Annotated in this window: 16 protein-coding genes; 10 read left to right on the forward strand and 6 right to left on the reverse strand. The window is 61.2% G+C overall.

Annotated elements, in window-relative coordinates; genetic code table 11:
• Window positions 1-6 precede the first annotated feature (6 nt).
• The 7 genes from I6E42_RS09105 to recN are packed head-to-tail and all read left to right on the forward strand — an operon-like array spanning window position 7 to window position 6,839.
• Complete coding sequence (locus tag I6E42_RS09105; RefSeq protein ID WP_235371607.1) at window positions 7-243, forward strand: exodeoxyribonuclease VII small subunit; 237 nt, start codon at window positions 7-9, stop codon at window positions 241-243.
• Window position 244: 1 nt separating this feature from the next.
• Window positions 245-1,123, forward strand: a complete 879-nt coding sequence (locus I6E42_RS09110; RefSeq protein WP_235371608.1) for a polyprenyl synthetase family protein — start codon at window positions 245-247, stop codon at window positions 1,121-1,123.
• A gap of 27 nt (window positions 1,124-1,150) precedes the next feature.
• The gene (gene dxs / locus I6E42_RS09115) at window positions 1,151-3,004 is read left to right on the forward strand and encodes a 1-deoxy-D-xylulose-5-phosphate synthase (protein ID WP_235371609.1); all 1,854 of its coding nucleotides are present in this window, start codon (window positions 1,151-1,153) and stop codon (window positions 3,002-3,004) included.
• Window positions 2,997-3,806: a TlyA family RNA methyltransferase gene (locus tag I6E42_RS09120; RefSeq protein WP_235371610.1), complete on the forward strand. Its 810-nt coding sequence runs from the start codon at window positions 2,997-2,999 to the stop codon at window positions 3,804-3,806. The genes dxs and I6E42_RS09120 overlap by 8 nt, the downstream gene beginning before the upstream one ends.
• Window positions 3,803-4,675 carry an NAD(+)/NADH kinase gene (locus I6E42_RS09125; RefSeq protein ID WP_235371611.1) on the forward strand — a complete coding sequence of 291 codons (873 nt, stop codon included), beginning with the start codon at window positions 3,803-3,805 and terminating at the stop codon, window positions 4,673-4,675. The genes I6E42_RS09120 and I6E42_RS09125 overlap by 4 nt, the downstream gene beginning before the upstream one ends.
• On the forward strand, window positions 4,672-5,124 hold the full coding sequence (locus I6E42_RS09130; protein WP_235371612.1) for an arginine repressor: 453 nt from the start codon (window positions 4,672-4,674) through the stop codon (window positions 5,122-5,124). The genes I6E42_RS09125 and I6E42_RS09130 overlap by 4 nt, the downstream gene beginning before the upstream one ends.
• A 26-nt stretch (window positions 5,125-5,150) precedes the next feature.
• A complete protein-coding gene (recN, locus tag I6E42_RS09135; RefSeq protein WP_235371613.1) occupies window positions 5,151-6,839 on the forward strand; it encodes a DNA repair protein RecN in 1,689 nt (562 codons plus the stop codon).
• Between the two features lie 63 nt (window positions 6,840-6,902).
• On the opposite strand, the gene I6E42_RS09140 is transcribed toward recN, so the two are convergent.
• The 6 genes from I6E42_RS09140 to I6E42_RS09165 all read right to left on the reverse strand — a co-directional run bounded on the left by I6E42_RS09140 (window position 6,903) and on the right by I6E42_RS09165 (window position 15,816).
• A complete protein-coding gene (locus I6E42_RS09140; RefSeq protein ID WP_235371614.1) occupies window positions 6,903-8,333 on the reverse strand; it encodes a sodium-dependent transporter in 1,431 nt (476 codons plus the stop codon).
• Window positions 8,334-8,572: 239 nt separating this feature from the next.
• A complete protein-coding gene (locus I6E42_RS09145) occupies window positions 8,573-10,105 on the reverse strand; it encodes an HAL/PAL/TAL family ammonia-lyase (RefSeq protein ID WP_235371615.1) in 1,533 nt (510 codons plus the stop codon).
• 353 nt (window positions 10,106-10,458) lie between these two features.
• Window positions 10,459-12,267, reverse strand: coding sequence for an ABC transporter ATP-binding protein (locus tag I6E42_RS09150; RefSeq protein ID WP_235371616.1), 1,809 nt, complete (start codon window positions 12,265-12,267; stop codon window positions 10,459-10,461).
• Window positions 12,260-13,999: an ABC transporter ATP-binding protein gene (locus I6E42_RS09155; RefSeq protein WP_235371617.1), complete on the reverse strand. Its 1,740-nt coding sequence runs from the start codon at window positions 13,997-13,999 to the stop codon at window positions 12,260-12,262. Before I6E42_RS09155 ends, I6E42_RS09150 begins: the two co-directional genes overlap by 8 nt.
• A gap of 82 nt (window positions 14,000-14,081) precedes the next feature.
• A complete protein-coding gene (locus I6E42_RS09160) occupies window positions 14,082-15,035 on the reverse strand; it encodes a LysR family transcriptional regulator (RefSeq protein WP_235371618.1) in 954 nt (317 codons plus the stop codon).
• Between the two features lie 418 nt (window positions 15,036-15,453).
• Window positions 15,454-15,816, reverse strand: coding sequence for a sporulation initiation factor Spo0A C-terminal domain-containing protein (locus I6E42_RS09165; RefSeq protein ID WP_235371619.1), 363 nt, complete (start codon window positions 15,814-15,816; stop codon window positions 15,454-15,456).
• A 498-nt stretch (window positions 15,817-16,314) separates the two neighbouring features.
• Here I6E42_RS09165 and I6E42_RS09170 point away from each other — a divergent pair, with 498 nt between their 5' ends.
• The 3 genes from I6E42_RS09170 (at window position 16,315) to I6E42_RS09180 (ending at window position 19,609) form a co-directional block, all read left to right on the forward strand.
• Complete coding sequence (locus I6E42_RS09170; protein WP_235371620.1) at window positions 16,315-17,028, forward strand: LytR/AlgR family response regulator transcription factor; 714 nt, start codon at window positions 16,315-16,317, stop codon at window positions 17,026-17,028.
• A 280-nt stretch (window positions 17,029-17,308) separates the two neighbouring features.
• Window positions 17,309-17,680, forward strand: a complete 372-nt coding sequence (locus I6E42_RS09175) for an Hpt domain-containing protein (protein WP_235371621.1) — start codon at window positions 17,309-17,311, stop codon at window positions 17,678-17,680.
• A 30-nt stretch (window positions 17,681-17,710) separates the two neighbouring features.
• Window positions 17,711-19,609 carry a 5'-nucleotidase C-terminal domain-containing protein gene (locus I6E42_RS09180; RefSeq protein WP_235371622.1) on the forward strand — a complete coding sequence of 633 codons (1,899 nt, stop codon included), beginning with the start codon at window positions 17,711-17,713 and terminating at the stop codon, window positions 19,607-19,609.
• The last annotated feature ends 26 nt before the right edge of the window (window positions 19,610-19,635 follow it).

Here is a 19,635-nt window from a genome sequence, read left to right on the forward strand (position 1 = left end):
ATCTTCATGGCAACGAAGAAAAAAATGGATTTTGAGGGCTCCATGGCCCGGTTGGAGGAGATCGTCTCCCTGCTAGAACGGGGGGACGCGCCTCTGGAGCAGGCCATGACCCTGTTTGAGGAGGGGGCCAAGCTGCTGCGGGAGTGTACCAGCCAGCTGGACCAGGCCGAGCAGAAGGTGACCCTGCTGACCGCCGGGGAAGACGGCCAGCCGGTGGAAGAACCATTCCAGGGAGAAAACTGACATGGAAAAAGACTTTACACTGTTGATGGCCCGGGACCAGGCCATGATCGAGGAGCGGCTGGGGGAGATCTTTTCCAAAGAGACCCACTACGCTGACCTGCAGGAGGCCATGGAGTATTCCCTTCTGGCCGGGGGCAAGCGTATCCGCCCGGTGCTCACCCTGGAGACCTGCCGCATGTGCGGCGGCAGCCTCCAGGCCGCCCTGCCCTTTGCCTGCGGGGTGGAGATGATCCACACCTACTCCCTGATCCACGACGACCTGCCCGCCATGGACAACGACGACCTGCGCCGGGGCCGGCCCACCAACCATGTGGTGTACGGGGAGGCCACGGCCATTCTGGCAGGGGACGGTCTGCTGACCGCCGCCTTTGAGCAGCTGGCCGGGGCGGAGCTGCCCGCCGAGCGGGTGGTGACCGCGGTAGCCTGTCTGGCCCGGTGCGCGGGCCCCGCCGGTATGGTGGGGGGACAGGCCTTGGATATGGCGGGGGAGGGGCACGCCCTGACCCGGAAGGAGCTGGAGCTGCTCCAGAGCCTGAAGACCGGGGCGCTGATCTCCGCCGCCGCCCGGCTGGGCGCCATCGCCGCCGGAGCGGACGAGGGGAAGCTCCGGCAGATCGACCGCTATGCCCAGGCTCTGGGCCGGGCCTTCCAGGTCCGGGACGACATGCTGGATGTGACCAGCTCCGCCGAGGAACTGGGGAAAAATGTGGGCTCCGACCAGGTCAACGGCAAGAGCACCTTCGTCACCGCTCTGGGTCTGGAGGGCTGCGCCGCCCTGGTGGAGCAGCTGACCCGGGAGGCGGTCGACGCCCTGGAGGGCTTTGAACAGCCGGAGTTCCACATCTGGCTGGCCCATAAAATGGCCGGACGGACCAAATAAAAGTCCCCGAAGTGGGAGGAAACAGATTTGACCAATCAAGAGAAACAAGAATATACCCCTCTCCTGGCCCAGCTGACGGACCGGGAGGGCGCCGCCCTCTGCGCCGACCTGCGGAAAGAGCTGGTGGAGGACGTGGCCAAGACCGGGGGACACCTGGCCTCCAACCTGGGGGCGGTGGAGCTGACGGTGGCCATCCACCGGGTCTTTGACACCCGGACAGACCGGCTGGTCTTTGACGTAGGCCACCAGTGCTACTCCCATAAGATCCTCACCGGGCGGCGGGAGGCCATGTCCAGCCTGCGCCAATACGGCGGCATCGCCGGCTTCCCCAAGCCCAGTGAGAGCGTCCACGATGCCTTCATCGCGGGACACGCCTCCAACTCGGTGGCGGTGGCCCTGGGCATGGCCCGGGCGCGGACGGCCATGGGACAAGACTACAAGGTCATTGCCCTCATCGGCGACGGGGCGCTGACCGGCGGACTGGCCTATGAGGGCCTGTCCAACGCCGGGGAGTGCGGCCAGCAGCTGCTGGTCATCCTCAACGACAACGGCATGTCCATCACCCCCAATGTGGGGGCGGTGGCCGACCATCTGGCCCGGCAGCGGCTAAAGCCCCAGTACCTGACCTTTAAGAAGAACTACCGGAAGTTTATGAACGCCACCTGGCCGGGGCGGCAGGTCTATAAGGTGATCCACCGGATCAAACAGGCCCTGAAGCAGAGCCTGCTGCCCTGCAGCATGTTTGAGAACATGGGCTTCAACTATCTGGGGCCAGTGGATGGCCACGATCTGCCTCAGCTGACCAAGATCCTGCGGTACGCCAAGGAGCTGAACGAGCCGGTCCTGCTCCACGTCAAGACTGTAAAGGGAAAAGGCTTTCTACCCGCCGAGGAGAATCCCGACGCCTTCCACGGCGTCTCGCCCTTTGATCCTATGACGGGTAAGCCGCTGAAGGCGGGAGGAGACAACTTCTCCGCTGTCTTCGGACGGACCCTGGCCCGGCTGGGCCGGGAGGACGGCCGGGTGTGCGCCATTACGGCGGCCATGACCACCGGGACGGGGCTGGAGCACTTCCAGTCCGCCTGTCCCGACCGCTTCTTTGACGTGGGCATCGCCGAGGGCTGTGCCGTCTCCATGGCGGCGGGCATGGCGAAACAAGGGGCCATTCCCGTGTTTGCCGTCTACTCCACCTTTCTTCAGAGGGCCTACGATATGCTCATCCACGACGTGGCCATCGACCGGCTCCATGTGGTGCTGGGGGTGGACCGGGCCGGACTGGTGGGGGAGGACGGAGAAACCCACCATGGGGTATTTGACGTCTCCTATCTGGACAGCGTCCCCGGCATGACGGTGCTGGTGCCTGCCAGCTTCGCGGAGCTGGAGCATATGCTGGAGCGTGCCGTCCTCCGGATCAGCGGTCCGGTGGCGGTCCGCTACCCCCGGGGAGGCGAGGGCGCTTATACCGCCGACGGGGGCGACGAGCCCGCTGTGGTGCTGCGCCGGGGGAGCGACATCACCCTGGCGGGTTACGGCATGGAGGTCAACGACCTGCTGGAGGCCGCCGGACTGCTGGCGCGGCAGGGCGTGGAGGCCCAGGTGGTCAAGCTGAACCAGCTCACCCCCCTGGTCCCGGAACTGGTGGTGGACTCAGTGAAGCAGACCGGCGCCCTGCTGGTGGCGGAGGACTGTGTGGCCGAGGGCTGTGTGGGCCAGCGGCTGGCCGCCGCTTTGGAGTCGGCGGGGGTGCCGGGGAAGGTCTGTCTGCTCAACTGCGGCGGACGGTTCGTGACCCACGGCGCGCTGCGCTGCCTGAAACGTGAATTGAGCCTGGACGGTGAGGGGATCGCCCGAAGGGCAATGGAGGTGCTGGGCCGTGGCTAAAAAACGGTTGGATGTGGCGGTGACAGAGCAGGGCCTGGCGGAGAGCCGGCAGAAGGCCCAGGCCATCATTATGGCCGGACAGGTCTATGTCAACGGCCAGAAGGTGGATAAAGCGGGCGCGCCTGTCAAGGAGGACGACAAGATCGAAGTCCGGGGCAAGCAGCTGCGCTATGTGAGCCGGGGCGGATTGAAGCTGGAGAAGGCCATGGCCTGCTGGCCCATCACTCTGGATGGGGCGGTGTGCGCCGACATCGGGGCTTCCACCGGGGGATTTACCGACTGCATGCTCCAGAACGGGGCGGCGAAGGTGTACGCCGTGGATGTGGGCTACAACCAGTTGGACTGGCGGCTGCGGACCCATCCCCAGGTGGTCTGCATGGAACGGACCAACGCCCGCTACCTGACAAAAGAGCAGATCCCGGAGCCGCTGGACTTTTTCTCCGTGGATGTGTCCTTTATTTCCCTGAAGCTGATCCTGCCCGCCCTGCGCCCTCTGATGAAAGAGGGGCGGGAGGGCGTCTGTCTGGTCAAGCCCCAGTTTGAGGCGGGCCGGGAAAAGGTGGGCAAAAACGGGGTGGTCCGGGACCCGGCGGTCCACCTGGAGGTGCTGGAGCACTTCCTGGCCCACACGGCCCAGGCGGGATTTTCTGTAAAGGATATTACCTTTTCGCCCATTAAAGGCCCGGAGGGTAATATTGAGTACCTGGGCTACCTGTGCGCCGGAGAGGGACCCGCCTACGTGGGCGACCTGAAGGCGCTGGTGGAGGAGTCCCACAGCGTCTGGAAGGAGGGGGAGGTATGAAGATCATCCTCAGCTCCAACCCCTACCGGGACCGGGGACTCCGGGCGGCCCAGGAGGCTCAGCGCATCCTGGAAAAGGCGGGGGCCGAGACGGTGCTGTGCCTGCCCTTCACCCCCAAGAAGGGGGACCGCCTGGATCTGCCCCGCCAGCTGCAGCTGTCCGTTCTGGAACGGGAGCTGCCCGGGGCCGATCTGCTGATCTGCTTCGGAGGGGACGGCACCATCCTCCACGCCGCCCGGGATGCCACCCTCCACAACGTCCCCCTGATGGGGGTCAATATGGGCAGCGTGGGCTTCATGGCCGAACTGGAGCGGGGGGAATTGGCCCAGCTGGCTCCCTTGGCCCGAGGGGAGTTTTCTGTGGAGGAGCGGATGATGCTGGACGTCCGGGTATACCATGGCGATAAATTGGTGACCCAGGACCTGGCGCTGAACGACGCGGTGCTGTCCAAGGGCTCCGTGGCTAGGGTGGCGGAGTTGGAGGTTCTGGCGGACCAGACCCTGGTCACCGCCATCTCCGGGGATGGGGTCATCGTCTCCACCCCCACCGGCTCCACCGCCTACTCCATGTCCGCCGGTGGGCCAATTGTGGAGCCTACCTCCCAGTGCATCATCATGACCCCTGTGTGCGCCCACCGCCTGGCGGCCCGGGCCATGGTCCTCTCCCAGGACCGGGTAGTCACCGTTCGGCTGCCCAAGGGCAACCGAAAGCATCTTTACCTGTCGGTGGACGGCGGCAAGGCCATCCGTATGACCGGGGGCGACCGGGTGGAGGTCAGCCGGTCCGCCTACACCACCAAGCTGGTCCAGCTGGCCCGGCGCAGCTTCTACCAGCTCATCAATCAGAAGTTAGGAGGGCTCACCCCATGAAAAATACCCGTCAGGCAGAGATCATGAACATTGTCCAGACCATGGAGGTGGAGACCCAGGAGCAGCTTCTGGAGGAACTGCGTTCCCGGGGCTTTACCGCCACCCAGGCCACCATTTCCCGGGACATCAAGGAGCTGCGGCTGGTGAAGGAGCTGACGGGCCGGGGCGGATACCGCTACACCCTGACGGAGCGGAAATCCGTGGGCGGCGCCGATGTGCGGCTGCGCAACATCTTCAAAGAGGGGGTCACCTCGGTGGATGTGGCCCAGAACATTGTGGTGGTCCGGACCATGCCCGGCCTGGCCTCCGCGGCCTGTTCCGCCCTGGACGGCATGAACATCAGCGGAATGGTGGGCAGTCTGGCCGGGGATGACACGGGGATCCTGATCATGCGGGACAACGCCTCCGCCCAGCAGTTCAGCAGCGAGGTCCACAAGCTGCTGAAATAAGGGTTTGCAGACAAGGAGGAGAGGGTATGCTCTCACTGCTCCATATTGAAAATATCGCCATTATTGAGTCGGCGGACATCGCCTTTGAACCGGGCTTCAATGTCCTGACAGGCGAGACGGGCGCGGGCAAATCCATCGTCATCGACGCCATCAGCGCCGTTCTAGGCCAGCGCACCAGCCGGGAGCTGATCCGCACCGGGGCCAAGTCCGCCCTGGTGACAGCGGTGTTCACCGATCTGCCCCCGCTGACGTGGCTGGCGGAGAACGGCTTTGCCCAGGGGGAGGAGCTGCTGCTCCAGCGGGAGATCCAGGGAGACGGGCGCAACGCCTGCCGCCTGGACGGACGGCCCCTGACGGTGGCCCAACTACGGGAGCTGGGCCGGCGGCTGCTGGACATCCACGGCCAGCACGACGGCCAGCAGCTGCTGGACCCGGCCTGCCACCTGACGTACCTGGACAGCTTCGGCAAGACGGCTTCGCTGCTGGCGGATTACCGGAAAGCCTACGACGCCATGGCCGCGCTGAAAAAGCGGATCGCCTCCCTGGAGATGGACGAGGCGGAGCGGTCCCGCCGGGTGGATACGTTGAACTACCAGATCAAGGAACTGGAGCGCGCCGATTTGAAGCCGGGGGAGGACCAGGAGCTGGACAGCCGGAAGGCCCTGCTGCGCAGCGCCGGGAAGCTGATGGACGGCATCCAGGCGGCGCGGTTCGCCCTGTCGGGCAGCGAGGACAGCCAGGGGGCCTGCGACCTGATCGCCGACGCGGAGGGAGCGGTGCGGAGCATCGCCCGGTACAGCCCTCAGACGGCGGAGCTGGGGGAGAAGCTGGCCGCTCTGGGCGCTGCCGCCGAGGAGGCGGCGGAGTGCCTGGAGGATCTGAGCCGGGAGCTGGATTTCTCGCCCGAGGAGCTGGACCAGCTGGAGGGCCGGCTGGACGTGATCTACCGGCTGAAAAAGAAGTACGGGGCCACAGTGGATGACATGCTGGACTATCTGGAGCGGTGCCGGCAGGAGCTGGACCAGATCCAGGACGCCGATGACACCATCGCCCGGCTGGAGGGGGAGCTGGCCAAGGCCAGGAAGACCGCGCGGCAGAAGGGCGAGGCCCTGACCGCCGCCCGGACGGAGGCCGCCGCCGCCCTGCAGCAGCGGGTCCAGGAGGAACTGCGGCAGTTGGACATGCCCAAGGTCCGGTTCGAGACGGAATTTCTGCCCAGCGCCGGAGAGGACGGCATGGACCCCACGGGGATGGACCAGGTCCAGTTCCTCATGTCCGCCAACGTGGGTGAGGCGCTGAAGCCCATCCAGAAGGTGGCGTCCGGCGGCGAGCTGGCCCGGATCATGCTGGCGCTGAAAAACGTGCTGGCGGAGGACGACGGCATCGGCAGCTTGGTCTTCGACGAGGTGGATACCGGCGTGTCCGGCCGGGCGGCCCAGAAGGTGGCACAAAAAATGGCCGATGTGGCCCGGCACAAGCAGGTGCTGTGCGTCACCCATCTGCCCCAGATCGCCGCCATGGCCGACGCCCACTTCTCGGTGGAGAAGGGCGAGCGGGGCGGCCGGACCTACACCCGGGTGGAGCGGCTGGACCGCCATGGCCGGGAGGAGGAGCTGGCCCGGCTCATGGGCGGCGGCTCTGTGAGCGGAGCCCTGCGCCAGAGCGCCGGGGAGCTGCTGACCCGGGCGGAGGAGTACCGCAAAACCAAATCTTGAAGGATAAAAAAGAGGTGTTTCCCAGAACCTGGGAAACACCTCTTTCAGTTTAAAAGCTCAATCTTAGCCCGCGGGGGAGAGGAAGGCGGACAGCTGGCCGTACAGGATGAAGGCCATGCCGATGGGGGCTACGAAGCGGATGCAGATCCGGTAGAAGCGGTACAGGCCGCCGGAGAAGTGGCTGTCCCCCAGACGGACCTCCTCCTGGATGGCGGCGGGGCCGATCTTCCAGCCCACCAGCAGGGACATAATGAGCGCGCCCAGGGGCATGGCGATCCCTTCGGAGATGAAGTCCATGAAATCCAGCCAGGAGGCGGACAGGTTCAGCCCGGTCTGGTGGAAGGGGACCCACAGGCCATTGGCGCCCAGACCGTCGGCGGCCACCAGGGCGGACATGACCAGAATGACGAAGCAGACCGCGGCCACGATCCGGCTGCGGTTGGGGGTCTTGCCCTTCAGAACCGTGTGGTCCACCAGGAAGGTGACCAGCACCTCGATGAGGGCGATGGCGGAGGTGATGGCGGCCAGGGAGACCAGCAAGTAGAACAGAATGCCGAACAGGGGGCCGGCGGGCCCCATGGCGTTGAACACGTCTTGGAGGGTAATGAACAGCAGCTTGGGGCCGGCCATCTCGGCGCCCTCGCCCCCCAGGGCGAAGGCGGCGGGCAGAACGGCCATGCCCGCCATCAGGGCCACCAGGGTATCGGAGACGATGATGAGCAGGGAGTTTTTGACCAGGTCCTCCTTCTTGCTCAGGTAGGAGCCGTAGGTCACGGTGATGCCCATGGCCAGGGACAGGGAGAAGAACATCTGCCCTCCGGCCACCGACAGCACCTTCAAAAACCCTTCCAGGGAGGTGAAGGGGGCCAGATTGGGGGCGAACATGAATTTCAGACCCTCCACGGCCCCGGGCAGCGTCACCGCCCGGAGGATGACCACCACCAGCATGAGAAACAGGGCGGGCATCCCCACCTTGTTGAACTTCTCAATGCCGTCCTTGATGCCGCCCCGGATGATGAGGAAGCAGATGCCGATGAACAGCAGAGTGAACAGCACCGCCATGGGCTGGTTGGTGAGCATATCGGTAAAGGACTGGGCGCCGCTGATGTGGGAGATCTGGGCCAGTCCGATGAGCTCTGAGAAGTTCAGCGCCACGTACTGGATGCAGTAGGCGCCCAGCACGGTGTAAAAGCTGAGGATCAGCAGGGGGGAGAGCATGGCCAGCCAGCCCACAAAGGCGCCGGTCCGGCCCCCCAGCCTTTGGTAGCTGACCAGTACGCTGCGGCCCACCTTCCGGCCGATGGCCAGCTCGGAGATCATGATGGGAAAGCCGATGAGCGCGGCCAGGATCAGGTAGACCACCAGGAAGGGAAATCCTCCGGTAGCGCCCATTTTATAGGGGAAGGCCCAGATGTTGCCAAGGCCCACGGCCGCTCCCACCGTGGCCAGCAAAAAGCCCAGGTTGCTGCCCCATTGTCCTCTGTGGTGTTCCATAATTGTCCTCCATTTTCTCTATTCCATTCCAAATCGCCGGGAAAGGCGGGTAAGTGCCATTCTATCAGATAGGAGAATGGCAGTCAACGAATTGTTTCTTATTTTACACAGAAGAACGGAAAAAATGAAAATAATTAGGCACTTTTCCCGGATAAAGGACAAAAACCCGGGTTTTGCTCCGGGTAAGAAAAAAGCCCCGCCCCGCCCGGCGTACCGGGCGAAGCGGGGGAATGAATATGTTACTGCATCTTCAAGCCGCCTACGGCCTGCTCCGCCGCCTCCACCAGCTGTCCGCTGTGGATCAGGTCACGGACGGTCTCGTAGTGGGGGTAGAGGTACATGTCCTCCTCCATCACCGGGACCTGGGTCCCCACAAGCTCCAGCACCTTGGCGGTGCCCTGGCCGCGGGTCAGGTCCTGGTCCATGAACTGCTGGGCCTGATAGCCGGACATCAGCTCGATGGCCAGCACATACTCCAGCAGGTGGGCGGCCTTCTGGGCCTTCCGGCAGGCGTTATAGCCCATGGACACATAGTCCTCCTGGTTGCCGCTGGTGGGCACGCTGTCGATGGTGGAAGGAGTGGAGAGGATCCGCATCTCGTTGAGGATACCGGCCTGGGAGTACTGGGGGATCATCAGGCCAGAGTTGAGGCCGGGCTTCTTGACCAGATAGCTGGGGAAGCCGGACAGGTTGGAGTCCACAAAGCGGGTGTTCCGGCGCTCGGACATCTTGGCCAGATAGGTGGCCGCGATGCAGCAGGCGTCCATCTGGAGCCCCTGGAAGCCGGCGTCCGGGTTGCCGTTGGACAGCACAACGCCGTCGTCCCCCTCCCGGAAGAAGATGGGGTTGTCACAGCAGCCGTTCAGTTCGCCCTCGATGGTGCGCAGGGCGTTGTCCAGCACCTGTTTGACGGCGCCGTGGGCCTGGGGGATGCAGCGCAGGGACAGGGCGTCCTGGACGTGGCTGTCCTTGTTCTTCTCCACCACCTGGGAGCCGGAGAGGAGCCGCAGCAGGTTGTCGGCGGTGGCAGTCTGCTCGCTCTGATGGCGCATGGACATGATCCGCTGTTCATAGGCCTTGGGCAGGCCGCGCAGGGCCTCCAGAGAGACGGCGGCCACCACGTCGGCCGCCTTGGCGCAGTTGATCAGGTCGTAGATGGCGATGGCGGACAGGGCGGTGGGGGAGAGGGTGCCGTTGGTCAGGGACAGGCCCTCCTTATAGCTGGGGACCCAGGGGGTCAGGCCGGCGCGGGCCAGGGCCTCGCCGCCGTCCAGCAGCTCACCCTGGTACCAGGCCTTGCCGCCGCCGATGGCCACCATGGCGATGTGGGCCTCGGTGCACAGGTAGCCCACGGAACCGTGGCCGGGGACCCGGGGGGTGACGTCCCGGTTGAGCATCTCCCGGTACAGCTCCAGCAGGCCGATGCGCACGCCGCTGACGCCCTGGCCCAAGGACTGGAGCACCATCAGCATGATGCCCCGGACGCTCTCCTCGTCCAGAGGATCGCCCACCGAGGTAGAGTGGGTCAGGATGATGTTCTTTTGCAGGGCCTCCGCGTCCTCCGGGGGGATCACCTGGGAGACCAGAGAGCCGAAGCCGGTGGTGGTCCCGTACATCACCCGCTTTTCCGCCACCCACTTTTCCACCAGCTGGCGGCAGGCGGATACCCGGTTCACATACGCTTCCGAAAAGGTCACCTTGGCGTGGCCCCGGACCACCGCCATAAAATTTTCCAGGCTGAGATTCCCGCCCAGTTCAACCGTCTTTTCCATTTGAATTGCCTCCTCGACAGATCATTTTATGTTATGGAAAGCTGGAGCTCCAGGAAGGCCGAGGCCAAACTGAAGCTGCTTCCAAATATTATGAAAAGCATTTTTTGTGCCAACAATGGATGTTTGATCTGTGGGGGAAAAAGCGGCTTTTTTCGGATGCTATGCCAAATTACATGCAAAATGATTTGGCACCCGCAAAATTGAATTGCACAAAAATCCGTTCATTCCGACGGTTCCGGCTGGAAGCGAGGCCCTATGCTTCGTCAAAACGCCCTCCTCTACCGGGGACAAGCAGGGCAGAGGCGGGCGTTTTACCGTCGCGCGGAAAGGTCCAAAATAGACCGTGCCATTTCTCAGGTGGCAAAGCCGGCGTACTGGGTCATATATAGTTCATAGTATTTGCCCTTCTTTGCCAGCAGCTCCCCGTGGGACCCCTGTTCCACGATCTGTCCCTGGTCCATGACTACGATGAGGTCGGCGTCCCGGATGGTGGAAAGGCGGTGGGCGATGATAATGCTGGTACGGTTTTGCATCACCTGCCGCATGGCGTCCTGGATGGCCTGCTCCGTCCGGGTATCCACGTTGGAGGTGGCCTCGTCCAGGATCAGGATGCTGGGGTCCGCCAGGAAGGCACGGGCGATGGCCAGCAGCTGGCGCTGCCCCTGGCTGATGCTGGAGCCGCCGCCGGTCAGGACCGTGTCCCAGCCCTGGGGCAGCAGACGGAGCAGCTCTCCGCAGCGGCTCATCTCCACTGCGTCGTCCAGCTGGGACTGGCTGGCGTCCGGGTTTCCGTAGGTCAGGTTGTTTCGGATGGTATCGGAAAAGAGGACGGTGTCCTGCAAAACGATGGCGATCTCTTTGCGCAGGCTGTCCCGGGCGACGTCATGAATATTCTGTCCGCCCACCAGGATCTCGCCGCTGTCCGGGTCGTAGAACCGCATCAGCAGGTTGACCACGGTGGTCTTGCCGCTGCCGGTGGCGCCCACCAGCGCAACCTTCTTCCCGGTGGGAACCGTCAGGGTAAAGTCACGCAGCACGGGATGACCCGGGCGGTAGGAGAAGGTGACGTGCCGGAAGGACACCGCCGCGCCCGCCGCCGCCAGAGGCGCTCCGCTCTTGTCCTCCTCCGCCTCATCCAGAAGGGAGAATACCCGCTCGGCGCCGGCGATGGCGGTTTGCACCTGACCGTAGATTTGGGCGATCTCATTGATGGGGCGGCTGAACTGCTTGGCGTATACGATAAAGGCGGAGATCACCCCCACGGAGATGGTGCCCCGGACGGCGAACCAGCCGCCGAACACCGCGATGATGACGAAGCCGATGTTGCCGATGCAGTTCATCACCGGGCCCATGACGCCGCTGAAAATATCCGTCCGGATGCCCGCCTTGGTCAGGTCGTCGGAGGTGGCGCAGAACTCCTCCGTGGTCAGCTCCTGGTGGTTGTAGGCCACCACCGTCCGGTAGCCGGAAACCATTTCCTCCACCGTGCCGTTCAGCTCTCCCAGGAGCCGCTGGCGGCGGCGGGAGAACTTCCGCACCTTTCCGGACAGGAACCTGGTGGCTGCCACCGTCAGCAGCACGGTAGCGCAGCTCAGCAGGGCCAGCTGCCAGCAGTACCAGAGCATCATGGCCACGGTGCCGCACACCATCAGCACCCCGGAGAACAGGGAGGGCAGCGACTGGGACACCGTGGTGGAGATATTCTCGATGTCGTTGGTCATGCGGCTCATGAGGTCGCCGTGGGAGTGGCTGTCCAGATAGCCAACCGGCAGCTCCGCGATCTTGCTGAACAGCTCTGCCCGCAGCCTTTTGACGATGCGCTGGCTCAGGTGGGCGCTGATGCGCCCCTGGACCAGCTGGCTGGCGCTGTACAGTAGGTAGGCCGCCAGCATGATCAGCAGAATCGGGAACAGAGCTCCCGCCTGTTCGCCGGCAATGACATCGATGGCCCGGCTCTGGAGGCTGGGGGCGTAGACGCCGCACACTGTGCCCAGGGCCACCACGGCCAGCATCCCGGCCACCAGTCCTTTTTCCTTGGCAAAGTAGGCGGACAGCCGCCGCAGGGTGGCCGAAACGTTTTCGGCGTGCTCCACCTCCGCGAAACGGGAGGCACGGACGTTCATCCCGGGGATATTCCGTTCCACCAGCTTTTGGTCAGCCATTGTCCAGTCCCTCCTCTCCGATCTGGGAGTGGTAGATGTCCTGATAGGTCTTGCAGGACCGCAGCAGCTCCTCATGGGTGCCGCAGGCGTCGATCCCGCCATCCCGCAGGACCACAATGCGGTCCGCCCGGCGCACCGAGGCGATGCGTTGGGCCACGATAATCTTGGTGGCCGCGGGGCGGGCCGCGTTCAGCGCCCCGTACAGGTCCGCCTTTGTTTTCAAGTCCAGGGCGCTGGTGGAGTCATCAAAAATCAGAATTCCGGCGGGCTTCAGCACCGCTCTGGCAATGGACACCCGCTGCTTCTGCCCGCCGGACAGGCTGGCGCCCCGCTCCGCCACCATCGTGCCGTAGCCTTCCGGCGCGGCGGAGATGAAGCTGTCCGCCTGGGCCGTCACCGCCGCGGCCCGCAGGGCCTCCTCCGGCGCCTCCGGGTCGCCCCAGGCGATGTTGTCCCGGATGGAGCGGCTGAACAGCTCGCTCTTTTGCGCCGCCACGGCCACCCGGTCCCGCAGGGCCCGCTGCCTCCAGTCCCGCACGTCCACACCGTCCACCAGCACGGCCCCCTCCGTCACGTCGTAAAACCGGGGGATCAGGCTTACCAGCGCCGTTTTGCCGCAGCCGGTGGCGCCCATGAGGGCCACCGTCTCCCCCGGGCGGATGGTGAGGTCGATGTGCCGCAGCACCGTCCGTTCAGCGCCTGGGAAGGCGAAGGAGACGTCCCGAAACTCCACGCTTCCTCCCGTTTCTGCGCCCCCTTCAAAGCTGCCGTCGGCCAGCTCCGGCTGGGTGTCCAGGATCTCCCGAACCCGCTTCCAGGAGGCGGCGCCCTTGGAAATGGTCTGGAACAGCATGACCAGGCTCAGAATTCCGTTGAGCATCTGGGTAGTGTAGGTGATGGCCGCCATGATGGTGCCCGGAGTGGTGGCGTCCGCCGCCACCTGGATGGAGCCGGATACCAGAAGCAGCACAACTACCATGTACATCAGCGCGTTCATCACCGGATTCATGAAGGCGAAGATCAGCAGCACATGGAGCTGGGTGTCCACCAGGGCGTCGTTGGCCTTTCCGAAGCGCAGCTTCTCATAGCCCTCCCGCACGCAGGCCTTGATGACGCGGATGCCGGATATGTCCTCCTGCAAAATGCTGTTGATCCGGTCCAGCTGCTCCTGGAGGCGGAGCAGCAGGGGAGCGGCCCTGCGCAGGCAGAGGGCCATGCAGCCGGCCAGCAGGGGAAAGGCGCACAGCAGCATCAGGCCGAACTGCCGGTTCAGCCGGAACATGCAGAAGATACTGCCGCCCATCAGCATGACGGTGCGGATCATGCCCCGCACGAACTGGGCCACGAAGTTCTGCACCTGGGTGATGTCGTTGGTGACCCGGGTGACCAGCGAGCCGGTGCCGAACCGGTCCATCTGGGGGAAGGAGAAGTTCATGATCCGGCGGAAGCAGTCCTTCCGCATCTCGTTTCCCACATTCTGGCTGGTGAGATGGACGAACATGTTGTTCAGGGAGCCGCACAGCCCGCCCAGCATCACCAGGACGATCATGGCCAGCCCCAGAGTGAGGATCAGGTCCAGCCCTCCGGCTCCGGCGGCATCCAGCTGCAGCACGCCCTCATCCACGATCCGCCGCATCAGTCCCGGCTGGAGCAGGTCCATGGAGACCTCGCCCACCATGAACAGGGCGGCGGGGACGGCAAAGTACAGGTACTTTTTCACATAGTTCCACATATCGATTCTCCTGCTCTGAGATAAAAAAGACGTGCGGCACAACTGGATTTACGCAGTTTTGCCACACGTCTGATTCAGTATATCACACTTTGCGCCGGATTTCAAAGAAGTTTTCATCTCCGGCCGTAATCCGCCCTGCCGCGCCGGCGGAGGGCTCCAGTTGGCCGACGGCTTCCAGAAATTCCAGAATGTCGGTGGGGGGCTCCTTGGCGTACAGCAGCCCGTAGGGGATCGGGTGGTCCCATGCCACGGGAAGGGTCACCAGGGCGGGGTGGACGTCCCGCCAGCACTCCAGCGTGACCATCACATTCCCCGTCCGGGCGCAGCGGTTGAACACCTCCATATCGTAAAACTGGGGGGTGTCTTCGATCTTGATCTGGGGATGTCGGGAGACCTCCTCCCGGATCCGGTCCACCACATTGGAGTCGCCCTTTTTTACCATCATCAGGGTCTGGCCGTAGAGGTCCTCCATGGTCAGGCGCTCCCTGCGCGCCAGAGGGTGGTCCCGCGCCACGGCGCAGCAGTGCTGATAGGTGCCCAGCTGATAGAAATTGCAGCGGTCCAGCCACTGCCTTGAATTGCAGACCCCCACCAGAAAGTCAAACTTTTTCCCCAGCGCCGAAATTTCCGAGAGGATGCCCTGATGGTCGTCCTCGAAGGGTACGATGTGCAGCTTGTAGCCCGGGAACCTCTGGTTCACACGGTACCACAGGTCCATGAAGGGCTTGCAGGGGTTCAAAAGGGAACTGCCGATGCAGAAGGTGGTCTCCGCCCGCTCCGATTCCTGGCGGGCCTCCGACAGAGCCTTGGCGGCCTCCTCCTCCAGCAGCCTGGTACGGCGGTAGAGGACCTGACCCGCCGCAGTCAGGCGGATGCCCTGGCTGGTGCGCTCCAGGAGCTTCAGCTCCAGATGCTTTTCCAGGGCGTTGATCTGCTTCATCACCGAGGGAGGGGAGAGAAACAGCTTTTCGGCGGCGCGGTTGAAGCTGCCGCAGTCCGCCACGCAGAGGAACGTTTTCAGATTGGGATTGAGCATGGCCGGGCCTCCCCACATGGTTGGACGGGCTTCGTATTGCCCGCTGGTTTATACGATCATACCACATGGGCGGTCCGGGGTCAAGGCGGACAGGGGAGGGGTTCAGGGCGGAAAAGCGGAGGGACCGGAAAAGGCGCGGAAGAGGGAGGCGCGCCTTCAGGACGGCCTGACCGTCAAATATCCCCTCCAGCAGAAATAACCGGATGGACCCCGTCCCGCATGGCCGCACTGGCAAGGACGGTGGTGTAGGAGGTGTAGACCGCCTCCACCATATGGTCACCGTGATAAGGTCCTCGCCCAGATCCTCCCAGACGCCGTAGTATCGGTCGTGAGCTTTTACATCTCCCGCCCTTGCTTCATCAAAGCATGTTTTCAATAGAAATGATAAATCCGAACATATTACCCACTCGGATGAGGATCAATAACCATTGGAAAGTCCGTGGGCCAGGATTGCAAGAAATTGCGCCGGTTTTGGCATGGTGTCGAATGAACAGCCGGCCATCCGCTCCAGAGTGCCCTGAGAGTTCTTCCAGGCACAGCGGAGCGCCGTCCGGATATTCCGCTCCACCGCTTTCCAGTTTGTGCCGCATCTTCGGGCCGTTTCGGGATAGAGCCACTTTGTTACCGAGCACAGGGACTCCGGCTCCTGTGACGCAATCTCCAGTGCGATCATCATTTGCCGATATCCGGTATAGTTTGCAGTTAATCCAATCGAATACAGCAGCTTTTGAATTTTTATTTCCATTGTTTTAACCTCCGATTTGTTGTATTTGATGTCCACCACGCATACGTTCCAATGTCCGGACGATGGCCTTGCTTTGCTGCCCGATACTTCACGATATGTAACCTGCAGTGTTCCATGTGATCGCCGTGTTGTGACATCATTCTACTAGAAAAAAACAGTTTTGGACGTTTCCTCCGAATACTTACAAAAAACCGATGAATTTGTCAGGGTTTCTGCTTTCCGGCGGGAGGTGTTGAGCTCTCTGCTAAGAACGTGCCTATATTTTCATGCCTAGGAAACGGATTTTCATGTTGGAATCGCATTGATTTTCTGGGCACTGGGCGTACAATATGAGTAGAAAAGATGATAACACGGAAATTTGATCCTCATATTACATCGAGCCAGGATGCATAGCCTTATTCTAAAACTTGCAGAAGAAGCGGCGGTGGTAGTTGTGTACTTCTCTGAGGATAAGGTTTTGTGTGGTTTTTGCGGTTTTCAGGAATACGAATGAGTCTGTTATATGATGGCTTTTGAGAAAGGAATCTGGTACCAATGCGTATCGCTGTCTGCGATGATAACGAGATTCATCGGGATATCATGGAGCATTTGCTCAACCGCTACTCCTCAGAACGGTCGATCTCCTTTGAGTTAGTACCATACGAATACGGAATGAATTTTCTCTACGATATGGAGGAGGGGGCCTATTTTGACGCCGCCTTTTTGGACATCTATATGGAGGATGCCATGGGCAACGAGATTGCCCATAAGCTGCGTGCCATGGGATACCAGGGGGAGATCGTCTTTTTGACCGCTTCGCCCGACTTCGCCATTGAGAGCTACGATGTGAATGCCGGCGGGTATCTGCTCAAGCCGCCCAACTATGAGAAGTTAAAGATGGTCATGGACCGGATCACTCGGAATATTGACCCCTGTACCTATCACATCCGGCAGAGGACAACGGTGACCAAGGTTGTTTACCATGAGATCCTGTATATTGAGAGCAGCAATTCCAAGTGTATTCTTCATACCGAGTCCGGCGGAGCGTACACTGTCTACAAGACCTTAAATACCATAGAAGAAGAGCTTGATGACCGGCGTTTCCTGCGCTGTCATCAGAGTTTTTTGGTGAATATGGATCACATCAAACAGGTTGAAAAGCAGTTTCTGCTTTCCAATGGTGACATAGTCCCCATTCGGCAGCGTGGTGTGAAGCTGGTGCGGCAGGCATATATGGACTATGTCTCGTCCAAGGCAACTGTACTCTAAATATCCATACATACGAAGTGCGGTGTTCGATGCAGATCGAACGCCGCACGCTTCTGTGAGCCCGTTGCTGTCAGGAGTCATGGATCAAAATCGTTTGTGAATGATGTTGCGCTTGAACGGTGCAGAAAACTGTCGATGGTTTTTTCTTGTAATCAGTTGAGGGAGAAATGTATAATTATGTCGTCAAGTTTTATATGCACGCACGAATTACAACAGAACGAAAATACAACAAGCGGACCCCGGATCGGGGGACAAGCCCCGGAGAAAAAGAGGATGAGATATGACAATTCAAGAGTGCTACCGGCAGCTGGGCGGTGATTTTGCCCAGGTAGAAAAGGAGTTGGGAAGTGCCGGCCTGGTCAAGAGATTCATTGGAAAGTTCCTGAATGACGGCAGTTTTTCTGATCTGTGTATTGCCATGGCGGGAGGTGACCGCGACAAGGCATTTCGTGCGGCGCATACACTCAAGGGCGTAAGCGGAAGTCTCAGCTTGACCAGTCTGCATTCTTCTGTGTCCCAGCTTGCGGAATTGCTTCGGGCTGAGTCAGAGAACATCCCAGCGGGCGCCGATCTTCTTTTTGAAGAAGTAAAGAGGGATTATGAGCTGACCGCAAGTGTAATTCGCGCTTTTTTAGATTCCGATCATAGATAAGAAAACAAGCATAGGAGGGGGCGAACACAAATGAAAATGAAGAAACGGATATGTCTGCCGCTTGCCGTTGTGATGGCGTCAACACTGCTGGCCGGCTGCGGCGGTCAGCAGAACACCGCCCAGCAGCCTGAACAGGATAAAACCGCCATCTCCATGTATATGTGGGACAGATCTATGTTTAAGGAGCTGACTCCCTGGTTGGAACAGAAGTTCCCCGACATTGAGTTTACCTTTATCCAGAGCTACAACACCATGGAATACTACAAGGATCTGCTTGCCCGGGGTGAGGACATACCGGACGTCATCACCTGCCGCCGGTTCTCTCTGAACGATGCGGCCCCCTTAGCTGAGCATCTGATGGATCTGAGCACATCTGAGGTCGCGGGCACTTTCTACAGCAGTTACCTGGAGGTCAACCGGGAAAACAACGGTGCCATCCGCTGGCTGCCCATGTGCGCCGAGGTGGACTGCATCATGGCAAACAAGGATCTGTACGACCGGTATAACATCCCGCTGCCCACCAATTATTCTGAGTTCGTGGCGGCCATCGAAGCCTTCGAGACAGTGGGTATCAAGGGCTTCCAGACCGACTGGACGTATGATTATACCTGTCTGGAGACCATGCAGGGCTGTGCCATCCCGGAGCTGATGACCCTGGAAGGCACCCAATGGCGCATGGAGTATGAAAGTGAAAACGCAGGCAATCAGGTGAGTCTGGACGATACTGTCTGGCCTCAGGTGTTTGCAAAGTACGAGCAATTCCTAAAGGATGTTCATTTCCAGTCCGGCGACGAGGAACTGAACTTTGGCCCTGTGATCCAGCCCTATCTGGCTGGACAGACCGCCATGATTCGCGCCACAGCGGCCATGGCAGAGAGCATCACGGCGGAATACGGTGTCTCAAGCGTCATACTTCCATATTTTGGCGAAACATCCCGGGATAACTGGGTACTCACCTACCCCATGTGCCAGTTGGCCGTTTCCAAGCGCGTGGAGGAGGACGAGGCCAAGAAAGAAGCCATTATGGAGGTCCTTTTGGCGATTTTCAGCGAGGAAGGGCAGAAGCACGTTGCCGCCGGTGCTTCCGTGCTGTCTTATAACAAGGAAGTGAGCATCGCCCCTGCCCCTTCTCTGCAGTATGTGGAGGACTGCATTGACAGCAACCACCTGTATGTGCGGCTGGCCTCCACCGAAATGTTCGCGATCTCTCAGGATGTGGCACATAAGATGATGTCGGGCGAGTATGATGCCCAGGGCGCCTATGAGGCGTTCAATGCCCAGATCACGAACTATGTCAATCCGGAAGCGGACGAGGTGTTGTTCACCCAGGAAAAAGCCTATTCCAATGACTTCGGCGTCCATGGCACCGCCGCCGGTTCCTCCCTGATGAATACTCTGCGGGCGGCCAATGATGAACAAATCGCCATCAGCTATGCCAGCGTGGTAAGCTCTCCTATTTTTTCCGGGGATTACACCATGCAGCAGATCAAGTGGATCATGACCTACAAGAACGACGTCTATCGCAGCGAGTACACCGGCACGGAGATCCGCCGGATCATGGACTGGCTGGTGAATGTGAAGGAAGACGGCTCCAACCCCGTCCGGCACCGCAACCAGTTGCCGATCACCAGCGGCATGGAATACACGGTCACTGAGACGGAGCGGGGCAAGTTCACTCTGGGTGACATCACGGTGAACGGCCAGCCGTTGGAGGATGACACCGTATATACGGTGCTGCTGGTGGGTGCGGATACCTATTTGGAGCACCCCACATTCTGCAACTGCCCCATGCCGGAGGATCTGAAAGAGAAGCGCGAGGACCGGTATGTGGATCATTACACGAGCCATGACTGCATCCGGGATGCCCTGGCGAAAACAAAACAGCTTCTGGAGCCTACGGAGTATGTAACCATTCTCCAGGGCAAATGAGCAACCGGGCTACGGACGAAAGAAAG

Source organism: Pseudoflavonifractor phocaeensis, assembly GCF_021531815.1.
Lineage (GTDB): Bacteria > Bacillota > Clostridia > Oscillospirales > Oscillospiraceae > Lawsonibacter > Lawsonibacter phocaeensis_A.